Origin of the sequence: Gemmatimonas aurantiaca T-27, from assembly GCF_000010305.1 — a bacterium.
GTDB classification, from domain to species: domain Bacteria; phylum Gemmatimonadota; class Gemmatimonadetes; order Gemmatimonadales; family Gemmatimonadaceae; genus Gemmatimonas; species Gemmatimonas aurantiaca.
On sequence record NC_012489.1, the window covers coordinates 527,252 to 546,288 of the forward strand.

19 protein-coding genes are annotated in these 19,037 nt (G+C 64.9%); 7 read left to right on the top strand and 12 right to left on the bottom strand.

Annotated features, from left to right (window positions below; translation table 11 throughout):
* The first annotated feature begins 129 nt into the window (after nt 1-129).
* Nucleotides 130-687, top strand: a complete 558-nt coding sequence (locus tag GAU_RS02325; protein WP_012681946.1) for a hypothetical protein — start codon at nt 130-132, stop codon at nt 685-687.
* 565 nt (nt 688-1,252) lie between these two features.
* Nucleotides 1,253-3,349 (top strand): elongation factor G, encoded by a 2,097-nt coding sequence (locus GAU_RS02330; protein WP_012681947.1) that lies wholly within the window; start codon nt 1,253-1,255, stop codon nt 3,347-3,349.
* Between the two features lie 244 nt (nt 3,350-3,593).
* On the opposite strand, the gene thyX is transcribed toward GAU_RS02330, so the two are convergent.
* Complete coding sequence (gene thyX / locus GAU_RS02335; protein ID WP_012681948.1) at nt 3,594-4,361, bottom strand: FAD-dependent thymidylate synthase; 768 nt, start codon at nt 4,359-4,361, stop codon at nt 3,594-3,596.
* Nucleotides 4,362-4,441: 80 nt separating this feature from the next.
* Here thyX and GAU_RS02340 point away from each other — a divergent pair, with 80 nt between their 5' ends.
* Complete coding sequence (locus tag GAU_RS02340; RefSeq protein WP_012681949.1) at nt 4,442-4,930, top strand: MarR family winged helix-turn-helix transcriptional regulator; 489 nt, start codon at nt 4,442-4,444, stop codon at nt 4,928-4,930.
* Here GAU_RS02340 and GAU_RS02345 read toward each other — a convergent pair whose 3' ends face one another.
* Nucleotides 4,931-6,589: an FAD-binding oxidoreductase gene (locus tag GAU_RS02345; RefSeq protein ID WP_169307567.1), complete on the bottom strand. Its 1,659-nt coding sequence runs from the start codon at nt 6,587-6,589 to the stop codon at nt 4,931-4,933.
* Nucleotides 6,590-6,701: 112 nt separating this feature from the next.
* Between GAU_RS02345 and GAU_RS02350 the strand changes: the two genes are divergently transcribed.
* Nucleotides 6,702-7,760: a phytoene/squalene synthase family protein gene (locus GAU_RS02350; RefSeq protein WP_012681951.1), complete on the top strand. Its 1,059-nt coding sequence runs from the start codon at nt 6,702-6,704 to the stop codon at nt 7,758-7,760.
* A 164-nt stretch (nt 7,761-7,924) separates the two neighbouring features.
* On the opposite strand, the gene GAU_RS21715 is transcribed toward GAU_RS02350, so the two are convergent.
* The 10 genes from GAU_RS21715 to GAU_RS22580 form a co-directional block, all read right to left on the bottom strand.
* A protein-coding gene (locus GAU_RS21715; RefSeq protein ID WP_156798865.1) for an IS3-like element ISGau1 family transposase occupies nt 7,925-9,096 on the bottom strand; the annotation gives its coding sequence in 2 pieces (ribosomal slippage) (nt 7,925-8,796 and nt 8,796-9,096; 1,173 coding nt in all).
* A gap of 164 nt (nt 9,097-9,260) precedes the next feature.
* Nucleotides 9,261-10,091, bottom strand: coding sequence for a hypothetical protein (locus tag GAU_RS02365; RefSeq protein ID WP_012681953.1), 831 nt, complete (start codon nt 10,089-10,091; stop codon nt 9,261-9,263).
* Between the two features lie 6 nt (nt 10,092-10,097).
* A complete protein-coding gene (locus GAU_RS02370) occupies nt 10,098-11,312 on the bottom strand; it encodes a hypothetical protein (RefSeq protein ID WP_012681954.1) in 1,215 nt (404 codons plus the stop codon).
* Nucleotides 11,313-11,390: 78 nt separating this feature from the next.
* On the bottom strand, nt 11,391-12,158 hold the full coding sequence (locus GAU_RS02375) for a zinc ribbon domain-containing protein (protein ID WP_012681955.1): 768 nt from the start codon (nt 12,156-12,158) through the stop codon (nt 11,391-11,393).
* Nucleotides 12,155-12,337, bottom strand: a complete 183-nt coding sequence (locus GAU_RS02380; RefSeq protein ID WP_012681956.1) for a hypothetical protein — start codon at nt 12,335-12,337, stop codon at nt 12,155-12,157. The genes GAU_RS02375 and GAU_RS02380 overlap by 4 nt, the downstream gene beginning before the upstream one ends.
* Before the next feature lie 39 nt (nt 12,338-12,376).
* Nucleotides 12,377-13,012 (bottom strand): ribonuclease H family protein, encoded by a 636-nt coding sequence (locus GAU_RS02385; protein WP_012681957.1) that lies wholly within the window; start codon nt 13,010-13,012, stop codon nt 12,377-12,379.
* The gene (locus GAU_RS22380; RefSeq protein ID WP_012681958.1) at nt 13,009-13,224 is read right to left on the bottom strand and encodes a hypothetical protein; all 216 of its coding nucleotides are present in this window, start codon (nt 13,222-13,224) and stop codon (nt 13,009-13,011) included. The genes GAU_RS02385 and GAU_RS22380 overlap by 4 nt, the downstream gene beginning before the upstream one ends.
* 228 nt (nt 13,225-13,452) lie before the next feature.
* Nucleotides 13,453-14,607 carry an ArgE/DapE family deacylase gene (locus GAU_RS02395; RefSeq protein WP_012681959.1) on the bottom strand — a complete coding sequence of 385 codons (1,155 nt, stop codon included), beginning with the start codon at nt 14,605-14,607 and terminating at the stop codon, nt 13,453-13,455.
* Nucleotides 14,608-14,609: 2 nt separating this feature from the next.
* Nucleotides 14,610-15,590 carry a sugar kinase gene (locus tag GAU_RS02400; protein ID WP_012681960.1) on the bottom strand — a complete coding sequence of 327 codons (981 nt, stop codon included), beginning with the start codon at nt 15,588-15,590 and terminating at the stop codon, nt 14,610-14,612.
* Nucleotides 15,591-15,599: 9 nt separating this feature from the next.
* Entirely contained in the window at nt 15,600-16,415 is an 816-nt protein-coding gene (locus GAU_RS22580; protein WP_052574195.1) for a hypothetical protein, read from the bottom strand.
* Between the two features lie 220 nt (nt 16,416-16,635).
* On the opposite strand from GAU_RS22580, the gene GAU_RS02410 reads away from it, so the two are divergent.
* From GAU_RS02410 to GAU_RS02420, 3 genes are all read left to right on the top strand, one after another.
* Complete coding sequence (locus tag GAU_RS02410; protein ID WP_083765393.1) at nt 16,636-17,826, top strand: CaiB/BaiF CoA transferase family protein; 1,191 nt, start codon at nt 16,636-16,638, stop codon at nt 17,824-17,826.
* 124 nt (nt 17,827-17,950) lie between these two features.
* Nucleotides 17,951-18,511 (top strand): RNA polymerase sigma factor, encoded by a 561-nt coding sequence (locus GAU_RS02415; RefSeq protein WP_012681963.1) that lies wholly within the window; start codon nt 17,951-17,953, stop codon nt 18,509-18,511.
* Complete coding sequence (locus tag GAU_RS02420) at nt 18,511-18,978, top strand: hypothetical protein (RefSeq protein ID WP_012681964.1); 468 nt, start codon at nt 18,511-18,513, stop codon at nt 18,976-18,978. The genes GAU_RS02415 and GAU_RS02420 overlap by 1 nt, the downstream gene beginning before the upstream one ends.
* Nucleotides 18,979-19,037: the final 59 nt, after the last annotated feature.

Sequence of the window (19,037 nt, forward strand, 5' to 3'; positions counted from 1 at the left end):
TCGCTGTGGCACCGACTATGCTGTACTCGACGTTGCAGTTCTCCCGGTGGGACGTCTTTTGTGCGTGGACGGCGTGCGTGACGAAGCGACCCCCCGGACATACCCATCATCTGACCCAGGAGGGATACCATGGACGTCCTCGTTCGACTCGAGGCTCGTCCGAGCGATTCGCCGGTACTCGCGCACGTGAATTCCATTCCCGTGCTTCCGTTCGGTACTCGCTCGCGTCGTGAAGTGGTGACGCTGTACGGAGAGGCAGACGCCCAGTCGTTGGCACTGGCGTTGGCTGCGACCGTAGAGAGTGAACGATTGGAAGCGGTGAACGCCGGAGTGGTGCGTCACCTTGGTGTGTGGCCCGACCGTGGTGCGGTCGGCGACTCGGCGTGGCGGGATGGCGCGACGGGACGCTTGGTCACGCAGGATCTCGATATTCCTTTGCTGACGCTGGAAGCTCGTGCGGTTGAGCTCCTCGGCGCCTGCGGCCCGACACTGCGTCGGGTGGCTGCTGGTCTGGCGATGCCCGACTGGCCCGAAGGAACCGAGCGTGCCCTGACCTTCTCGCTCATGTCCGCCACGGCGGCCAGCGGCGGCGCAGGCAGCTCGCTCGACGATGATGCCAAGGTAGAGAACTGGCTCGATTCGATTCGCCAGGCCGATGCCTTTACCTACGATGTGGAGGGAGACTGAACGGACCCTCGATTTGTCAGAAGAAGGACTGACGCGGGCAAGCGCTGGAGCGCTTGCCCGCGTCTTTTTTTGGGGGGGACTACGGGGGCTGGAACGACGGAAGCTGGGGGCACGGGAGCTGGTGGGACGGGAGCTGGGGACACGGGAGCTGGACCTACGGGGAAGCACGGGTAGCGCCTCCCCGTTTCCGCGCCACCGTGGGTTCCCGTCGTTCCAGCTCCCGTAGGTCCAGCTCCCGTAGGTCCAGCTCCCGTAGGTCCAGCTCCCGTAGGTCCAGCTCCCGTAGGTCCAGCTCCCGTCCCCCGCCGTCAGCCTTTCCCGTACCTCCCTGTGCGGCCCACCTCGCTTGCCCCCTCCGCTTCCTGCCCGCACGCTAAAGGCGGCCCCCTGCGGGCCCACGACCTCCACTCCGGGGGCCGCGACGTCCGAACCTTGCGGGCTCCTCCTGCCCCTGACGTCCTCGTGAGCGGCGGCGCGATTCCGGCCTCCTGCTGACCCGCGACTCCGGTGCACCGGCGCCCGCGCAATCCGTCCGTCGGCATCACCGGCGGTACGCGGAGGGACGATGCGCGAATACGACAGCGCCGGCATCAGAAACATCGCCGTGCTCGGCCACGGCGGCAGCGGAAAGACCAGTCTCGTCGACGCACTCTGCTTCGCCGCCGGATCCGGCAAACGACACGGTGCGGTGCGCGACGGAACCGCCCTCACCGATCATCTCCCCGAGGAAATCGAGCGCGGGTACTCCATCAGTCTTGGTTGCGCCTACGCCGAGTGGATGGACAGCAAAATCAATTTCATCGACACACCAGGCTCACTCGATTTTCAGGGTGAGACCATCGCCGGGCTCGCGGCGGCCGATGGCGCCCTCTGTGTGATCAGTGCCGCCAGCGGCGTCGAAGTGGGTACCGAGCGGGCCTTCCGCGCTGCCATGGCCAAGCAGGACCCCGTGCTCTTCGCGGTGTCCATGATGGACAAGGAGCACGCCGACTTCGATCGCATCTACCAGCAGATCAAGCAACGGCTCACGGCCAAGGTCATTCCCGTGGAAGTGCCGTGCGGCGAAGGCGCCGGATTTCGCGGTGTGATCAATCTCTTCACGCAGCGCGCGTACATGTACACGAGCGGCACGAAGGGGGAATACGTGGAGCAGGATATTCCGGCCGAATGCATGGAACGCTTCACGCGCTATCGGCAGGAGCTCATCGAAGCCATCAGCGCCACCGATGATGCGTTGCTCGAACGGTATCTCGAGGGGCAGGAGATCGATCGTGACGACGCCATTCACGGCATGAAAGACGCCATGGCCCGGCTCGATCTGTTTCCGCTCTTCTGTGTGTCATCCGACAGCATGATCGGCGTGCGCGCGTTGCTCACCGAACTGGTGCAGCTCATGCCGAACGCCTGGGAGATGGAAGAGATCCACGCGCTCACCGGAGCCGAAGGGCACAACACGGTGCAACTGCACGCCAAGGACGACGGACCGTTTGCCGCTCTCGTGTTCAAGACGCTCGCTGAGCCGCACGTGGGCGATGTGAGCTACTTCCGCGTGCTGTCGGGCAAGGTGGTGAACGGTCAGGACGTGTTCAACGCCACGCGGGATGGCACCGAGAAGCTGGGGCATCTGGCGGTCCCCTGTGGGCGTGAGCGGCTCGAGGTGAACGTGTTGCACGCAGGGGACATCGGCTGTGTCACCAAGCTGCGCAACACACACACCAACGACACGCTGTCCACGCGTGAACATCCCATTCGTTTGCCAGTGATCAGTTTTCCCGACAGTGTCGTGCACTTCGCCGTGCGCGCCACCGCCCGGGGTGAGGAGGACAAGCTGCAGCAAGGATTGCATCGTTTGCACGACGAAGACCCCACGCTCACCGTGCACTACAATCCCGAAACGCACGAAACCATCGTGGGCGGCATGGGTGAGCGGCACCTCGACGTGGCGATGGCCGTACTCAAGCGAAAATTCGGCGTGCAAGCCGAACTGTCGAAACCGCGCATTGCCTATCGCGAGACCATCACCGTGAAGGCCGAAGGGCAGGGGCGCCACAAAAAACAGAGCGGCGGACGTGGACAGTTCGGTGATTGCTGGATTCGCATGAGTCCCATGCCGCGTGGCGAAGGGTACATGTTCGACGATCGCATCGTGGGCGGCGTGATTCCGTCCAAATACACACCCGCGGTCGATCGGGGCGTGCAGGAAGCGGCGGCCCGTGGTGTGTTGGCCGGCTTTCCGCTCGTCGATTTCCGCGTGGAGTTGTACGACGGATCCACGCACTCCGTCGATTCGAACGAGATGTCGTTCAAGATGGCGGGCATTCTGGCCTTCAAGAACGTGGCGTCGAAGTGTCGTCCCGTCATCCTCGAACCACTCGACCTGCTCGAAGTATCCGTGCCCGATGGCTGGCTCGGCGATGTGCTTGGTGATCTCTCCAGTCGGCGCGGGCATATCCTGGGCACCAGTGCCGAAGACGGGCGCTCCACGATCCGGGCCGTGGTACCACAGGCCGAGCTGCATCTCTATGCCACGCAGCTCTTTTCACTGTCGCATGGTGACGCGCAGGTGGCGCGGCGCTTCAGCGGCTACGAGCAGGTGCCGCATGATGCCGCCCAGAAGGTGATCACGGAACACGCCCGTGATCTGGAGGCCGCCGAGGCGTGATGTGCCTGGTGATGCCTTTGTGGTGCGGTGATGTACCGCGGTGACGTGCCGCGGTGAAACACACGGGTGTCCCATGTGCACAACGGCACGCATCTCCATCGACGCGGATTGTCGCGTCGGAGATGCGTGCCGTGTGTCTTGCGCAAAATGCCGTGCGGTCAGTGGGGGACGATGTCCGTCGCCTCGGGTCGCGCCCTGTTAGAAGCGGACGACGGACTGCATCTGACGGATCAGCCCGAGATCATCACACCTTGTGGTACGAGAGCTTGGCCGCCTCTCGGCGGTCAGTGGCCGTGTAGATCTCGAAATCACTGAAAAATCCCGGTGCTTCGGCCATCAACACGCGCAGCACCGTCACCGCTGCACGGCGGATTTCGAGCTCCGCACCCTCACTCGAGCGCAGCTCGAGCATCGTGCGCCACGCGCGCGCATTGGCCGTCACGACGATTTTGGTCTCGGTCGCATTTGGAAGAACTGCGCGCGCGGCCTCGCGCGCCATCTTGCGACGATGCACTTTGTCGTCCACCCAGGCGTAGCGCGTCATCAACGACTCGACGAGAGCGACGTAGCTCTCGAGCGCGGAAGTCACCTGGGCCCGCCACGCTGCCTCCAGTGGCTCGTCGCCAATAATTGCCGGCGGCATCACGAACTGGGCGGCACTCTCATCGACGTAGCGCTGCGAAAGCTGCGAGTAGGCGAAGCCGGCACGATGACGCACGAGTTCGTGTGTCAGCGAACGACTGACGCCTTCCAGCAACAGTGAGTACGACGCGTGCTCCAGCACGCTGCCGTGTCCTTGCTTCTTGATGTTCTCGAGATATTCGCGTGTCGTGCGCCCGGCCGGATTGCGCTGGCTCATGTAGCAGAGTCGTCCTGCAAATTCTGCCAGGCGCTCTCCGTCCGTCGACTCACCGATCCACTGCACCGGCAGGTGTGCGGGGTCGGCGAACTGGGGACGGGCGAGTACCGTCACGGTGGGCTCGCGCAGGATCGCGGTGTCGGAAAGCGGCATCGGCAGGGTACGTAGTGTCGAAGTGAGTGGTCGGGGCAGTGCACGACCGTACACGAACAATTCTAGCCTTCTTTCGCGCAATGTCAGACCGAACCAGTGCCCCGCACAACTTGCAGCAGGAACTCCAGCAGACGCGTCCCTTCCGCTCCGACGCGCAGGAGGCGGCGCTCGCGCTGCTCCGCACCGCGTCCGTGGTGAGTCGGCGCTTCGCCCGTGTTGTCGAGCCCCAGGGTCTGAGCCTGGCGCAATACAACGTCCTGCGCATCCTCCGTGGCGCTGGCCCCGACGGGCTGCCGACGCTGGCCATCCGGGATCGCATGATCGACGAAGGGTCAACGGTGACCCGCCTGCTCGACAAGCTGGAAGCCGCTGGCCTCGTGACGCGCGATCGCAGCCGTCCCGACCGCCGTCAGGTGCTCTGCCGGATCACCCCGGAAGGTCTGACGCTGCTCACCACCCTCGACCCCGAGGTCGACGCGGTGGATGCGGCCGTCTCGGTCACGCTCACCGGCGACGAACGACGCACGCTGGTCGACCTGTTGGCCAAGATCCGCGCCGACGCCGAGTGATCAGGCGGGTGGCACCAGATCCAATCGGAACTGGTGCCAACGTCGGGAGCGTTCCACCTCGTCCAACGCCGCCCGAACGGCCGAGGGGAGGGGTGGTGCCTCGGGATCGTGGCGCAGCACACCGATCGGGTCGGTGTCTCCCGGATCGCCCAGGGTGATTTTGCACCCCGGGTTGAGTACACCGGCCGGGTCGGCGGCTGCCTTCACATTGGCAAAGGCTGCTCGTGCCTCAGGTGACCACACCCGGGGCAGCAGCGGAGCTCTGAGGCGGCCATCCCCGTGTTCGCCGGCCAGTGTACCGCCGAGGGACGCGGTCAACTCGCAGACCGTATCCAGTAGGCCGTGTACCCGATCCCGCCACCCAGCGGCCATCGTATCCACGAGCGGGTTCACGTGCGCGTGGGCATCCCCGGCGTGGCCAAAGATGACCCCCACCGTGTCGAAGCGGCGGAGTGCCTCGCGCACGCCGCGCACGTAGGCCGGAAACTGCTCCGGTGGTACGCAGCCGTCTTCGATGAACTGCATGGAGCGCAGTCGCGGCGCGAGCTGGGAGAGGATGGGGCTGGCGGCATGACGGAGCGCCCAGAGCTCCCGTTCGGATTCCTTGTCCCCGGCGTTTACTACGGAAATAGCGCCATGTGAGCGACAGAATGCGTTCATGATAAGCGCATTGTGCGCACATTCGTCGCGAGAGCCGCCCTCGACTTCCGTCAGCAACACCGCCTCGGCATCCGCCGGAACGCCCGTCGGGCCCCCGCGCTCGGCCACATCGAGAAACGTGCGGTCGAGCAATTCACAGGCCGATGCTCCCGCCTGGCGCGCCTCCACCGCACACCCGGTCGCCTCCTCGAGCGTGGCAAAGGTCGCCATCACCGTCGCCGTGGCGCCGGCGACTGGGGTCAGCGCCAGCTCCAGCTCGGTGAACAACGCCAGCGTGCCTTCGCTGCCCACCAGCAGATCCACCAGATGACCACCGGGATCGAGCGCCGCCGCCACGCCGTATCCTGACGATTCCTTTCGCACGCCCGGACGGCGGAAGACGGTCGGGTCACCGTGTGCGGAAAGCTGCTCGAGCGTCTGTGCCAGCCGCGCCACGGCCGGAATATTCATGGGCAGCGGCCGGTCACGATGCACCCATCCCTGGCTGCCATCGTCGAAAACGCAGTGCAGGCCACGCACCCAGGGACGCATCGCACCGAATCGCAGGGTGCGCGCGCCCGCTGCATTGGTGGCCGCCATGCCGCCCACCGTGCAGAACGCCCCACTCGACGGATCCACCGGAAAACGCAGGCCGGTCGCGCGGGCTTTGGCGTCCACGTCGGCTCGCAAAGCCCCGGCACCCACCCGCACCGAACGCGCGTCGACATCCACCTCTTCGATGGACGTGAATCGGCTCAGGTCGACCACGATCCCCGGTCCGATGGCACCGGCGGCCATGCCGCTGCCCGACCCACGGGCCATCAATCCGACGCCAATGGCCCGCGCCCATCGTACCAGCGTTGCCGCGTCGTCGGCATCGGCCGGTACCGCCACCGCCATCGGCACACAGCGCGCGATGCCGGCGCCTTCGGCGTACAGGGCGCGCGCCGGTAGGTCGGTGCGGAACGGGCCACGAAATCCCTCGGGGCCGGGCGACAGCAAGGCAGACGAGTCGGTCATGGTCTTGGAGTATGGTGCGGTTGCCGGGGCTTTGTGTAGTTCGTCGCCTCTCTGCTCATCGTTGTCCATCACCAGCCTTGCTATCTTTCTCGGCTACCCGAACCTCTCTGGAATGCCCCTTCCCGCCACCGTTACCGACGCGCTCGCCCGCCAGGACGCGGCTCGCTTCTGCGAAGCCATCCTTCCGGCGGTGTCGCGCACCTTCGCGCTCGGGATCAAGGTGCTGCCGGGGGACCTGGGGCAGGCGGTGCTCGACGCCTACCTGCTGTGCCGCATTGCCGATACGGTGGAAGACGCCCCGGGCATTGAGCCGGACGTGAAGGCCGCGCTGTTCGACGACTTTCTGGCCAGCTTCACCGATGCGGCGGCGTTGACGCGATTCACGGCCGGTGTGGAAGCACTCACCGGTGACCTCGCGCATCTCACACTCACGCGCAACACGTCGCTGGTGCTCGAACATTTCAGTCGTCTGCCACAGCGCACCCAGGATGTGGTGCGGCACTGGGTGGCTGAAATGTCGGTGGGCATGCGCAAGTTCGTGCTGCTGTACCCCAATGGCATTCGCATTCAGACGGTCGACGAATACAAGGAGTACTGCTACTACGTCGCCGGCACGGTGGGGTACATGCTCACCGATCTCTGGCACGAACATTCACCGAGCATCGGGGCGCAACGGTATGCCATCCTGCGCGAGCGATGCCGTGCCTTTGCCGAGGCGCTCCAGACGGTGAACATCCTGAAGGACGTGGCGGTGGACGCCGAGAAGGAAAATTCGGTCTATGTACCGCAGGAGCTGCTCGAGGCACATGGCAGCACGCAGAGCCGCATTCTCGCGCCGGAGCTGCTGTCGAAGAATCGCGCGGCCCTCTCGCAGTTGATTCAGCTCGCGTGGCACGATCTCGAGGAAGCGCGCATCTACCTGCTCGACATTCCCCGTCGCGCCGTATCCATCCGCCTGTTCTGCATTCTGCCCCTGCTACTGGCTTACGCCACCCTGCGCGACCTCGTGCAGAGCTCCGCCATGTTGCAGCCCGGGGGCTCCGTGAAAATCTCGCGCCGCGAAGTGAAATCCCTGCTGCTCACCGGTGCGATGCTGGCCATGAGCAACAGCGGCGTCCGCTGGCTGGTTGCCCGCGTGCGGCGGCGCAGTTTCGAGCTGGCGTTCGCCTGAGGCGGCAACAGCAACTGCAACAACAACTACAACAACCGGAACACAGAGAACGCAGAAGAAGAACCGCAATTGCACAGATACAACGTCAACATGAATGGCAATGGTCTTTGAGTAACTGTCTAGTCCTAGAATTTGTCTACACGAGATGAGGGACTTGGTCGGACTCAGGCTGCGTGCGTGAATACGTGTGCGGGGGTCTGCAGCTGGAGACTCCCGTGGAGGCGGACGGTGTTGTAGCGGTGAATGGCGTCGGCGACGGCCCGCTGAGCCGCTGGGAGAGACGGGAAGATCGCGTCGAGATCAAATTCGTCTTTCAAGATCCCATTGACGCGTTCGGCGATGGCGTTCTGATAGCAGTGATTCGCATCGGTCATGCTGGGTAGCAAGCGCGCGGCGGCGAGAGCCCGGCGATACGCGTGACAGCAGTACTGACTCCCGCGGTCCGAATGATGCAGCACGCCATCGGCCGCGCCGATCGTCTGGATCGCGTGGTGGAGCGCCTGCAGCGCACTGTGGTGCGAGAGATCCTGGCTCAGATGCCAGCCGACGATGCGGCGGGCATACACGTCGGTGACGAGAAACAAATACGCGAAGCGATCGGGCGCGAGGCGCAGATACGTACTGTCGCTCACGACCGCCTGACGCGGTCCCGTGATCTCCGCGTCCTTCAAGCGATTCGGCGCCACGACATACCCGTGCTTCGAATACGTGGTAAACGTCCGCCGCCGCTTGCGCGGCACGAGCGCCGCCGCCGCCCGCAGCCACGTGAAGAGCCGATCACGACCGACGGCCACGCCGGCGGCGGCCAAATGGGTGTGCAGTTTCCGCGTCCCGACGCGGGGCTGTGCCGCGCGCACCACGGCCACCTGCGCGAGCACTACCGCTTTCGACGCCCCGCGCTCCCCGCCCCCGACGCGGGCCGCACGTTTGTAGTACGCGTCGCGGGTGCGTCCGAGGCGCGCGCAGACGGCCCGGACGGGGAGGGCCCGCTCGTCGCAACAGGCCCGCGCGGTGTTGTACCAAAGCTTTTTTTTAGATCGGTCTTGTACACGCGGTTCGCTTGGGTGATGAGCTCGTCGTAGACCTGGAGGGTCAGATGCGCCTCGGTCAACGCCTTCTCGAGCGCGGCAATGCGCTCCTGTTCACTCTTCATCACCACCTCCACGACATCCCGTTTCGGTCGATACCGCCCGAACTCCTCCAGCCAGTGATGCACCATCGCCGCGCTGGTCTGCACGGTCCGGGCCGCTTCCCGCACCGACAGGTGCCCGGCTTCGAGCTCTTCGACAATCCGTTGCTTCAACTCGGGACTAAACTGGCGACGGCTGCGTTCCATACGTTAGCACATCTCCACAGGTGAGAGGATGTGTAGACGTTATTCAGGACGCGACATTTAGAGAGTTGTTAGCTGTATCTGTGTGATCGCAGTTTTCTTCTGCGTTCTCTGTGTTCCGGCTGTTGTAGTTGTTGTTGCTGTTGCAGTTGCTGGCCCTTCAGGCCTCACAACTGCCAGTTGCTCCCACCTTTGAGCATCCGGTCCAGTAACGAAGGTGGCTGTTCCAGCTTCCCCTGCTGCGCTTCATCCAGCAGGAATTCCACCCGGTTCTGCACTCGGGCCACGAGCGTGCGGAATCGGCGACGCACCGAGCGCCAGGTGAGCCACGAGCCCCCTGCCGCGAGCGCGGTGAGCACACCCACCGTGGCGATCGCAAATCCAGGCAGCACCAGCGAGAACACGAAGGCCGGAATGGCCACCGCGGCGGCGAGCAGGAACAACATCACGCTGATGACCATCGCCGACGTGCGCTCCGAACTCCGCGCGCCCGCCATCACCGCATCGAAACGCAGCACCGTGCGGCCCTCGTCCACGCGTGTGGCCGTCACCACCAGTTGATCGAGACGCACGAGATCAAAACGGCGACCACCCACGCCCAGCGAGCGCATGAAGTTGCCAATCGTATCCTGGCGTGGCTCGAGCATGAGCCGGTCCCCCGTGCGCCGGATCGGCACCATCATCTCGAGACGCGGCAACATGCCTTCCAGTCGTGCCAACAGTTCCGAGGGTGAGCCGGTGACCGTGCGCTGTGCACTCACCACCGACGGGCCCAGCGAAGAGAGCAGCGGGCCATTCTCCGGCTCCGCCAACACCACCTGCGCGCGCTCTTCGGCGATGGCTTGCCGCACGTGCTGGACATCCAGCCCGACTTCTTTGGCGATTTCCACCAGCCGCGCTTCGCTGATGGTGTCTCCGGGTTCAGCGGAGCCGGTCGTCTGCAATTCCGACGCGCGTGCCAGCACACGCTCCAGGGCCGTCCTCGGGAGTTCACTCATGACGGATCAGATGCCTCCCAACACGATGTCGATCTGCCGACGCAGGGCGTCGCGCATCACGGGCGAGAGGGAAAAGGTGCGCTCAAAGGTGGAGTTCACGGTGGCTGCATCGGCCGAAGGCGCCACACGCACGCCAGCCTGCAGGAGATAGTAGCGTTGGTATCCCACCAGCAATTCGGGGGCGAGTTTCGTGAGCACCATGCCACCGGCCACCACCTGCCCCGACGCCACTGCGCGGTCCGCCGTGCCCGTGCGCTGCTCGGCCGGCGTGACATTGTCTGCCACGACCGGCCCCACCAACGAACCGGTGGCTTCATGTGCGAGCACGTACAGCGCCTCGACCGCGTCTGCTGGGCGGCCCGGGAAAGGCACCGCCACCATCGTGCGCTGGGTTTGGCCCGGGCCCGTGCGCCCCTCGCCGCCCATGGGCAATGACAACACCAGGTCACCCTGACGCTGACCGGTGTTGTTCAGGAATCGCTCGAACTTGGCGCGATACTGCTGTTGCCACAGGCTGTCCACCGCCGTGATCACATCGCGCCGCTCGCGAAACACACGCAGATACTCGGCATCGAAGTACCGCACCGCCTCATCCTGCACACTGCTCAGGAACAGGCGAAGCCATTCACGATCGGTCGCTGTCTGGAAGAGTCCCGCGAGCTGCATCATGCGTCGCGCGGAGACTTCGTCCGAAGCCTTTCGTGGATCCCCCTCGAGCTGCAGGAATCGCTCGATGGTGCCTCGCATATCGGCCCACGAGTTGTAGTCGAACGCCAAAAACTGCGCCGACAGATACCCGCCGCGTTGCAGCCCACGGGCAAGCGTCTCGCGATTGCCGTCGAGTGCGGTCAGCACGTTGCGCTGGTTCTTCTGCACCGTGATCGAATCGCGATACCCGCGTCGATACAGAGGGACCACGGTGCCCGTATCCACGCTCACCATCGCAAAGGCGTGGAACCACAGATCCACATGCGAGAGGGTGCGCACCGGCCAACGCAGTGGCGGTTGCGCCACGCTTTCTGGTGTCGGCGATGCGGCACGCGACGGCGAACGGGTGTCAGGTGTGGTGGCTGGAGCAGCCCCCGGTGATTGTGCGGCGCGCGAGCCGCCTGCGCACGCCAGCATGGCGGGCAGCAGGGACACCATCAGCACCATGCGTGGCCAACCCCGACGCGCGGCGGGCAATTCGAAGGCTTCGAGAAAACGCGGCATCCCGGACATAGTCTCAATACACGCGAGGCCGCCCAGCGGATTCAACCCGCCGGCGGCCTCTCTTCAGGATCTCGGTCTTCTGGAAGCCTAGCTGCCGCGGCCGCAGGTGACGCAGTAGTGCCAGTTCGCTTCGAGTTCGGTGCTGCAGGCCTGACATTGCCGCTTGGTCAGGTCCATCCCGCAGTGCGGACAGAAAGTGATTTTCCGGAAATCCGGCAGTTGTCCGTCGCAGAATCGGCAATGGGCATGCGTGGCACGGGTTCCGCGCGCCGGTGTCACGCGGCGCGCATTGGCGGGACCCGCCACACTGCTCACGCCCGTCCCATGGTCCAGCGTGCGGTCCTGGGCGGGGGCGTGCCGGTGGCTCTGCATGCCACCATGTGTGTGGCCCGCGTGTTCAGACCCATGTCCGTGCGCGCACTCCGCTGAATGACTGGCTGCCTGCGCACGGGATTGACCTGACGGCGCGGGGAACACGTCCAGCGCCGCGGTAGACCGGCTGGCCCCGGCACCTGAAGTGTCACCCAATCGCAGCGACGTCGTGGCCCATTCGCGCACCAATGCCAGCGTGGGCGAAGGAAAAGCCAGCGCCTGCAGACTGGCCTGCTGCAATCCCGGATCGGTGCGCAGATACCCACGCTCTCCCGACACGAGACGCAACAGCGTCGTTTCGAACGCGTCGGGGCCACTGTCGGCCATTTCGCGTCGGACTTCGCGGTAGGGCAGCAGCCGCTCTTCGAGGTCGATGAGCGTGAATCCCTGCGTCAACAGGTGCGGGAACTGCGTGCGCACCGTACGCGAGAGACGAAAAGCCAGCCGATCCAGATCGTCCAGCGAGCGGGAAACCGTGGTCACTTCGTGTCGCCTGCGCCGTACCGGCCGTCCACGTCGTTCCCCATACGCTCACGCGTCTCGCCACCGACGCGCTCTACGAGCCGCTCGACGGCGTTCTTGTCGTGCTTTTGGGCGTCTTTCCAGCCATAGCCGTAACCAATGGCAACGCCAACCGCGAGAATGAAGAGGAACTTGAACATGAGCGTCCGGGGTGAGACCGACGCTCGAGCGTCGGCCAGCTATTGTTCCAGACGCGAGACAGGAAGTGGGGGTAACGCGGCCGCTGGCACGAACTGTTCCACCACGGGAAACGGCGAGAGTGGCTTGTTCCCCCGACCCTTCGCCTGCTCACCCGCCCACCAGCTCTCGAACTGGGAGGCCACCATGCCATCGGACCGGTCCTGCACGGCCGCTGCCCGGGTGGCGAGGTAGTTGGCATACTCGTTCTGCGGGTGCCCGGCGTGCCCCTTGACCCATGCCCACTGCGTTTGGTGGGTCGCGATCGCCGCCACGGCCTGCTGCCACAGCTCCACATTTTCCACCGCGCCATCCTTGCGACGCCATCCGCGCGACATCCAGCCGCGTACCCAGCTCGACATGCCGTCCACGATGTAGCGCGAATCGGTGGTGAACAGCACCGACAGGCGGTTGCCCTTGCGGGACATCGCTTCGAACGTGTCGATCACCGACCGCAACGCCATGCGGTTGTTCGTGGTGTTGGGTTCCGATGCCCACAGGTCGAAGCGCAATACTGTGCCGTCATTCTTGCGAAACTCGATCAGGGCGCCGAGTCCACCGGGGGTGTCGCCGCTCTTGCCGTTGCCGAGACACGATTCATCGGCGTACACCGCCACCAGAGGAAACTTCGCGCTCACCGCACCACCTCGAGGGCATCGATCTCGTCGAGCACAAGCTCGAGACGATGCCCCGTACTCGGGTGACGGGCCACGATGATCTCTCGACCGTTTGCTACGCGCAGGCGTTCCGGAATGACGATGTACTCCGTGCCGCGCCGCATGATGGTCAGGCGCGTGCCGTCGACGATGGCGCGCTCGAGTTGATCGTACTGCGTCGTGGAGAGCTGCATTCCCCAAAGTAATGGAAGCGCGTACCGGGAGCTGAGCGCCGCCAAGGGATCCAAGGGTTGCCAGCCGGCCGCAGCGCGGCGAAAGCCGCATGAATGAAAATGAACAAAAGAGAAACCGCCTTTTCTCTTTTCAGTCCCTTCGATTCCTGAGGTTTTCGCCGCGCAGCGGCCGGCCGGTAACCCTTTCGGTCCATTCCCCAATCCCTTCGCAGCCTCGAGATCGGCCCCTCACGTCCCCCACGTCGAGCACACCTGCTCGAGCACGGCCGTCGCCTGTTCGATCTGGGCGATCTCCACCCACTCGGTCGCCGAGTGCGCACGGGCAATGTCGCCTGGCCCGAAACACAGCGCGGGAATCCCGGCCTCGGCAAAGAGCGCCGCATCGGTCCAGCACGACAGTCCCTTGATCGCTCCTGGCAGGCCGGCACTGTGCGCCGCGCTGACTACCGCCTGCACCAGTGGCGCGTCGGCCGCGATGTCGAGCGGTGGTTGAGCGCAGGTCAGCGAGGCGCTCGCCACAAACTGTGGTCGCTCCACCTGCAGCGCAGCAATGGCAGCTTCCACTTCTTGCAGCGCCTGCACGCCGGTTTCGCCCGGCACCGTACGGCGCTCGATGCGCACATCACAGCGGTCGGCATACGTGGACCATCCCGTGCCGCCCGATATCATGGCCGCATGCAGCGATGCCCGGCCGAGCAGTGGGTGTGCGCGGGTGTGCAGGGTGTCCAGTTCGAAGCGGTCGAGCGCCGCGATGAGCAGCGCCGCGTGCCGGTTGGCATCGATGCCGACGTCGTATCGGCTGCCATGCGCTGCGCGACCCTGCACGGCAATGTCGATCCAGGCAAACCCCTTGTGGGCCGGTACCACCGACAGGCGAGTGGGCTCGGTGATGATGGCGCCCGTTGCCTGCAGTCCGTCGGCAAGCAATGCACGCGTACCAATGGAGGCAAACTCTTCGTCGCACACCGCCGCGATGATGACTTCGCAGTGCAGGGCACCACGTGCGGCCGCACGTGCCGCTGCCACACACATGGCGGCAATGCCGGCCTTCATGTCGGTGGCACCGCGGGCGTAGAGATTGCCGTCGCGGGTGATGGGAGAAAAAGGCTCGTGGGTCATGCCCTCCGTGCCCACCACATCGAGGTGCCCGTTGAGCACCAGCGGTGAACGGCCTACCGGGCCGATGCGCGCGATGACATTCGACCGCCCCGGTGCGACGTCCGACAGCGACACCGCAAAGCCCCATCCACTCAGGATGGACGCCAGCAACTCGGCACAGGCACGCTCACCGGGCGCGCCAGGCACGAGGTCCGGATTGCGGGAATCGACCGCGACGAGCGCTTCCGTCAGGACGACGGCATCGAGCGGGAATCGTGAGTGCACACCTACAGTCTAGGTAGATCGGCGCGCACCCGCACCCCATCACGGGCAACTCGCCACGTGAGCACTTGGCCCAACGTTGCCGCCGCGGTCTGGACACGCGCCGCATCGTTGGCCGACGAGCAGATCAGCACACTGCCACCGCCGCTGGCGCCCAGCGCTTTGAAGCCGGTGGCTCCCGCACGGCGCACCACACGCTCCAGTTCATCGATGCGGGGGGTGCTGATGCGCGGATGCAGCGATCTCTGGTATTGCCAATGTTCATCGATGCAGGACGCGAGCGATGCGACCTGTCCGGTGGCCAGGGCCTGATGCATCTGCCGCGCAAGCTCGGCCATGCGATCGAGCGCATCCACCACACGCGGCACACGATCGCGGTAAGCATCGAGCACCGCGCTGATGGTCTCGCCGGAGATTCGCGATTCTCCCGTGTAGACAAGCGTCAGGCACGACTCCAGCTCGTCGACACAGGCATCGCTCAGCGGAATACGCGTGGCCTCATTGGTGTGTGTGAACGACAGTCCCAGCGCACCACCGAAAGCGGCGGCATAGTGGTCCTGAAATCCACCGGCGACACCCAGTTCCTCCACTTCCACGCGCCGACTGCGCTCGGCCAACTCGGCCGCATCGCAGGTGGTATGGGTGGCGTGAGCGATGGCCGCCGCGAGCGCGACACCCACCGACGACGAGCCACCAAGCCCCGCGCCGAAGGGAAAGTCGCTGTGGATCTCGACGCGTGATGCTGTCAACCCGCTGTGGCGGAGCGCCGCCGTGGCGAGCGGATCGTGTGCTGCGGCACCCTGGGAAGGTGCTGACGCCACGGTCAGTGAGACGGTCGCGCGTCGCTCGATGGCGAGATTGCACACGAAACCACCGCGTTCGTGGGTGTACGGTGGCACATCCGTCCAGCCACCCCCGAAATCAAGACGAGTGGGCGCCGATGCAATGATCGGCTGCCCACTCGTCTGAAATTCAGGACCTGCCACGCCCCGGGCCTACTTCTTCTTGGCCGGCGCCTTTTTGGCGGGAGCCTTGGCCGGCGCCTTGGCGGCAGGCTTCGCCGGAGCCTTGGCCGGTGCTTTAGCGGCAGGCTTGGCGGGAGCGGCCTTGGCCGGTGCCTTGGCGGCGGGCTTGGCGGCTGCCGGCGCCTTGGCCGCAGGAGCAGCGGTCTTGGCGGCCGGTGCCTTGGCGGCGGGAGCAGCCGTCTTGGCTGGCGCCTTGGTCGCAGCCGGCGCTGCCTTCGCTTCGGCCTTCACCTCAGCCACTGGAGCAGCCGGGGCCTTGGGAGCCGCCTTGGGCGTCAGTGGCGCGAAGTGCACCTTGTCAGACGGCTTCTGCGGCTCGATACGCATCGCTGCGCGAGCTTCCAGCGCCGCTTCGGCGGCTGCCGCCGGAGCGGTCACCGCCTTGGGCAACTGACCAAGCGGAATCGGCTTTGGCGGCGGAGCCTTGGGTTCCGGCTTCGGCAGCGAGCCGTGCTTGGCGATGTAGGCCGCCTCGGCCTGCTGAATCAGGACATCCGCTTCTTCCTGATTCATCTGTCCGCGACGCACCATGTAATTGATCAGGTCGCGCGCGCTTTCAATGACGAAGGCGCTCAGGCCGGCGGCAGCACCGACGACATCGCGCATGGCGCCAGCCATCCGGCTGCCGGCTTCGAGGCTGATTTCATGGGCACGGGCAGCCATTTCGGCTGCGGTGTCCCGGGCGTCGGCCGCCCGGTGGCCGGGGCCACGGCGAGGGGCCGGAGCCGATGGCGGCGCGTCGCCGTCCGCCTGCGTTTCTTCGTCAGCCTGTGGAAAATCGGCCATGGGTGGAGCGCACTCCGCCAAACAGGGGGTGTGAGATGGTCGCTCGACCGCGTCGGAGAAGACAGCGTGAAAGCCACCGCGGGGTCCTAGAGACCACCGGAACGGGGTAACTATATGATTTTCAGTGGTCTATGCAAGGTGCGCGTAGGTGATTTGCGAGGTCGACTTACATATTATGCACCGAAGGGGGACTCGGCGGTGTGCCCCTGAAATTGAGCAAATGCGCAATAACGTCAGGTATATAGAGACATCAACAGATCACATAGGCGGCACTATAGTGTCTCAAAACCTGAAAGGCATCAAAGTTCTTGACCTCTCCAGGGTCCTGGCCGGCCCCTACTGCACCATGATGCTCGGTGACCTCGGCGCGTCGATCATCAAGGTGGAACGGCCGAACACCGGTGACGATACGCGCGGTTGGGGGCCTCCCTTCGATCAACGCGGGCAGTCCGCCTATTTCCTGTCCGCAAATCGGAACAAGTTTTCCCTCGCCGCCGATTTTCGGAACGCGGAAGATCTCGCCCTGGTCCAAAGTCTCGCGGCCGAAGCAGACATCATCATCGAAAACTATCTGCCCGGTGCATTGGCACGAAACGGTCTTGATAGTGACGTATTGATGGCAAAAAACAGTCGCCTCATTTGGTGCACCATCTCGGGATTTGGCCCGGATAGTCAGCGCCCAGGATACGACTTCGTCGCGCAGGCCGAATCTGGGTGGATGGCGATCACCGGTGAGCCGGAAGGCGAGCCCATGAAAGTCGGGGTCGCGCTGGTGGACGTGCTGGCCGGCAAGGACGCCGCGATCGGGATACTGGCGGCATTGGCGGGACGGGACGCTGCAGAGCGCCGCGGCGACGTGCTGCCGACGCCAGACCGCCGAGTGCAGGTGACGCTCGCCAGCTCTGCGGTGGCCGCGTTGGTGAATGTTGCGCAGAACGCGCTCGTATCGGGGGCCCCGACCAGGCGATGGGGCAATGCGCACCCGAACCTCGTCCCCTATCAACTATTTCACGCCACCGACCGCCCGCTCGTCATTGCCGTGGGGAACGACGCGCAGTGGACGCAGGCCGCGCTTGCGCTGGGATTGGATGACCTCGCGGGTGATGCCGCGTTGTCCACCAACGCCGGTCGGTTGACTCACCGCGAGCTCGTGGTCGGACGGATCGCGCAGCGTGTGCGTGAGGCGCCGGCGCAGCAGTGGATCGATCGTCTGGACGCGGTGGGCGTTCCTTGCGGACTCGTCCGTAGTGTTCAGGAGGCTTTGCATGACGTCACCGGCTCGGCACGCACGGGCGTTTCACCGATTCTGAATGGTCGTGTTCGCTTCGAGCCACCGTTGCTCGATGAACACGGCGTCACAATCCGGGAAAAACAGTGGAGTTCGTTCGACCTCGTGCCGATACCAGAGTGAGCACGCGTGTGACCTCTTCGCCATGCGCTCGTCATATGCACGAGACGAGCAGCAGGTTTGTGTCGAAGTTCGATCGGAAGGGGTGTCAATCCCGTGGATGCGGCGTTATCCTAGCGCCGTGCACATGACGGAACCCCAGCTCCCGCCGAACGACGTCGATTCGGACCAGGAAGTCATCGCCCGCGTAATGGCGGGCGACAGAGACGCCTTCTCGATGCTGATCGGCCGCTACAGTGATCCGCTGTATCGGCATGCTCTCGGAATGACGGGCAGTCCTGACGTCGCCGAGGACATTCTTCAGACGTCGTTCATCAAGGCCTATCACCATCTCGGTGAAGTCCGTGGTCGCTTCGACGCCTGGTTATTCCGGATCGTAGCCAACGGGTGCAAGGACTGGCTGAAGAACATTCGGCGCACGCATCTGAGCTATGACGAAGATGATCAGCCATCCGGCTACGCATCGCCTGACGAAGACCTCGATCGCACCGAACTGCGACAGGACCTCGACTCCGCGCTCGCGCAGTTGGCGCCATCGCTTCGGGAAGCGTTCATCATGAAGCACGTGGAAGGACGCTCCTACGAAGAAATGGCGGACCTGTTGGGGACCACTGTTGGTGCGCTGAAGATGCGCGTGCATCGTGCACGCGAAGCGCTTCAGGCCCTGCTCGAGGAGAAATACGCCTGATGCAACACCGCAACGAAGCTCACGACGAATTGGACGTGACCCGTGGCCTGCCGCGCGATATCGCGCCGCAGGCGGATCGTCCGCTGGCCGACCGCGAAGTGCCACTGCCGGGGCTGGGAGCATCGACCGGCGGTGCCGACGTCATCCACCAGTGGCTCGACGGCGAGGCCGCGGAAGCGGATGCCCGCCGCGCCGATGCCCGCCAGGTGGAATTCTGGAAGCGTGTCGACCAGGACACCGACCGCATGCGTCGCATGAAGACGCCGGCGCATGTCGCAGCCAGCATCATGGCTGCCCTGCCGCCGAAGCAGGTTGAGGCTCAGATGGCCACGGCCACCGCCACCGCGACGGTCGCGCAACTGAGCGCCAACACGCCAGAAGCGACCAGCACCTCGTTCGGTCGCAGTGCGATCGTTGGTGCGATCATGTTGGCGATTGGCATCGTGATCGGCCGCATGGTGCTCTGATTCGCCTCCGCGCGAAACACGAAGGGCCCGCGCACTCGCTGCGCGGGCCCTTCGTCGTT

What these genes read in the sequence shown, in the direction of transcription:
- GAU_RS22380 (WP_012681958.1), bottom strand. Translation starts at nt 13,224, where the DNA reads ATGCAGCTCTCCACGACGCAGTACGATCAACTCGAGCGCGCCATCGTC.
- thyX (WP_012681948.1), bottom strand. Translation starts at nt 4,361, where the DNA reads ATGCCGCTTTCCGACACCGCGATCCTGCGCGAGCCCACCGTGACGGTA.
- GAU_RS02415 (WP_012681963.1), top strand. Translation starts at nt 17,951, where the DNA reads ATGACGGAACCCCAGCTCCCGCCGAACGACGTCGATTCGGACCAGGAA.
- GAU_RS02420 (WP_012681964.1), top strand. Translation starts at nt 18,511, where the DNA reads ATGCAACACCGCAACGAAGCTCACGACGAATTGGACGTGACCCGTGGC.
- GAU_RS02340 (WP_012681949.1), top strand. Translation starts at nt 4,442, where the DNA reads ATGTCAGACCGAACCAGTGCCCCGCACAACTTGCAGCAGGAACTCCAG.
- GAU_RS02325 (WP_012681946.1), top strand. Translation starts at nt 130, where the DNA reads ATGGACGTCCTCGTTCGACTCGAGGCTCGTCCGAGCGATTCGCCGGTA.
- GAU_RS02380 (WP_012681956.1), bottom strand. Translation starts at nt 12,337, where the DNA reads ATGTTCAAGTTCCTCTTCATTCTCGCGGTTGGCGTTGCCATTGGTTAC.
- GAU_RS02345 (WP_169307567.1), bottom strand. Translation starts at nt 6,589, where the DNA reads ATGACCGACTCGTCTGCCTTGCTGTCGCCCGGCCCCGAGGGATTTCGT.
- GAU_RS02330 (WP_012681947.1), top strand. Translation starts at nt 1,253, where the DNA reads ATGCGCGAATACGACAGCGCCGGCATCAGAAACATCGCCGTGCTCGGC.
- GAU_RS02365 (WP_012681953.1), bottom strand. Translation starts at nt 10,091, where the DNA reads ATGAGTGAACTCCCGAGGACGGCCCTGGAGCGTGTGCTGGCACGCGCG.
- GAU_RS02370 (WP_012681954.1), bottom strand. Translation starts at nt 11,312, where the DNA reads ATGTCCGGGATGCCGCGTTTTCTCGAAGCCTTCGAATTGCCCGCCGCG.
- GAU_RS22580 (WP_052574195.1), bottom strand. Translation starts at nt 16,415, where the DNA reads ATGGCCGATTTTCCACAGGCTGACGAAGAAACGCAGGCGGACGGCGAC.
- GAU_RS02410 (WP_083765393.1), top strand. Translation starts at nt 16,636, where the DNA reads ATGCGCAATAACGTCAGGTATATAGAGACATCAACAGATCACATAGGC.
- GAU_RS02350 (WP_012681951.1), top strand. Translation starts at nt 6,702, where the DNA reads ATGCCCCTTCCCGCCACCGTTACCGACGCGCTCGCCCGCCAGGACGCG.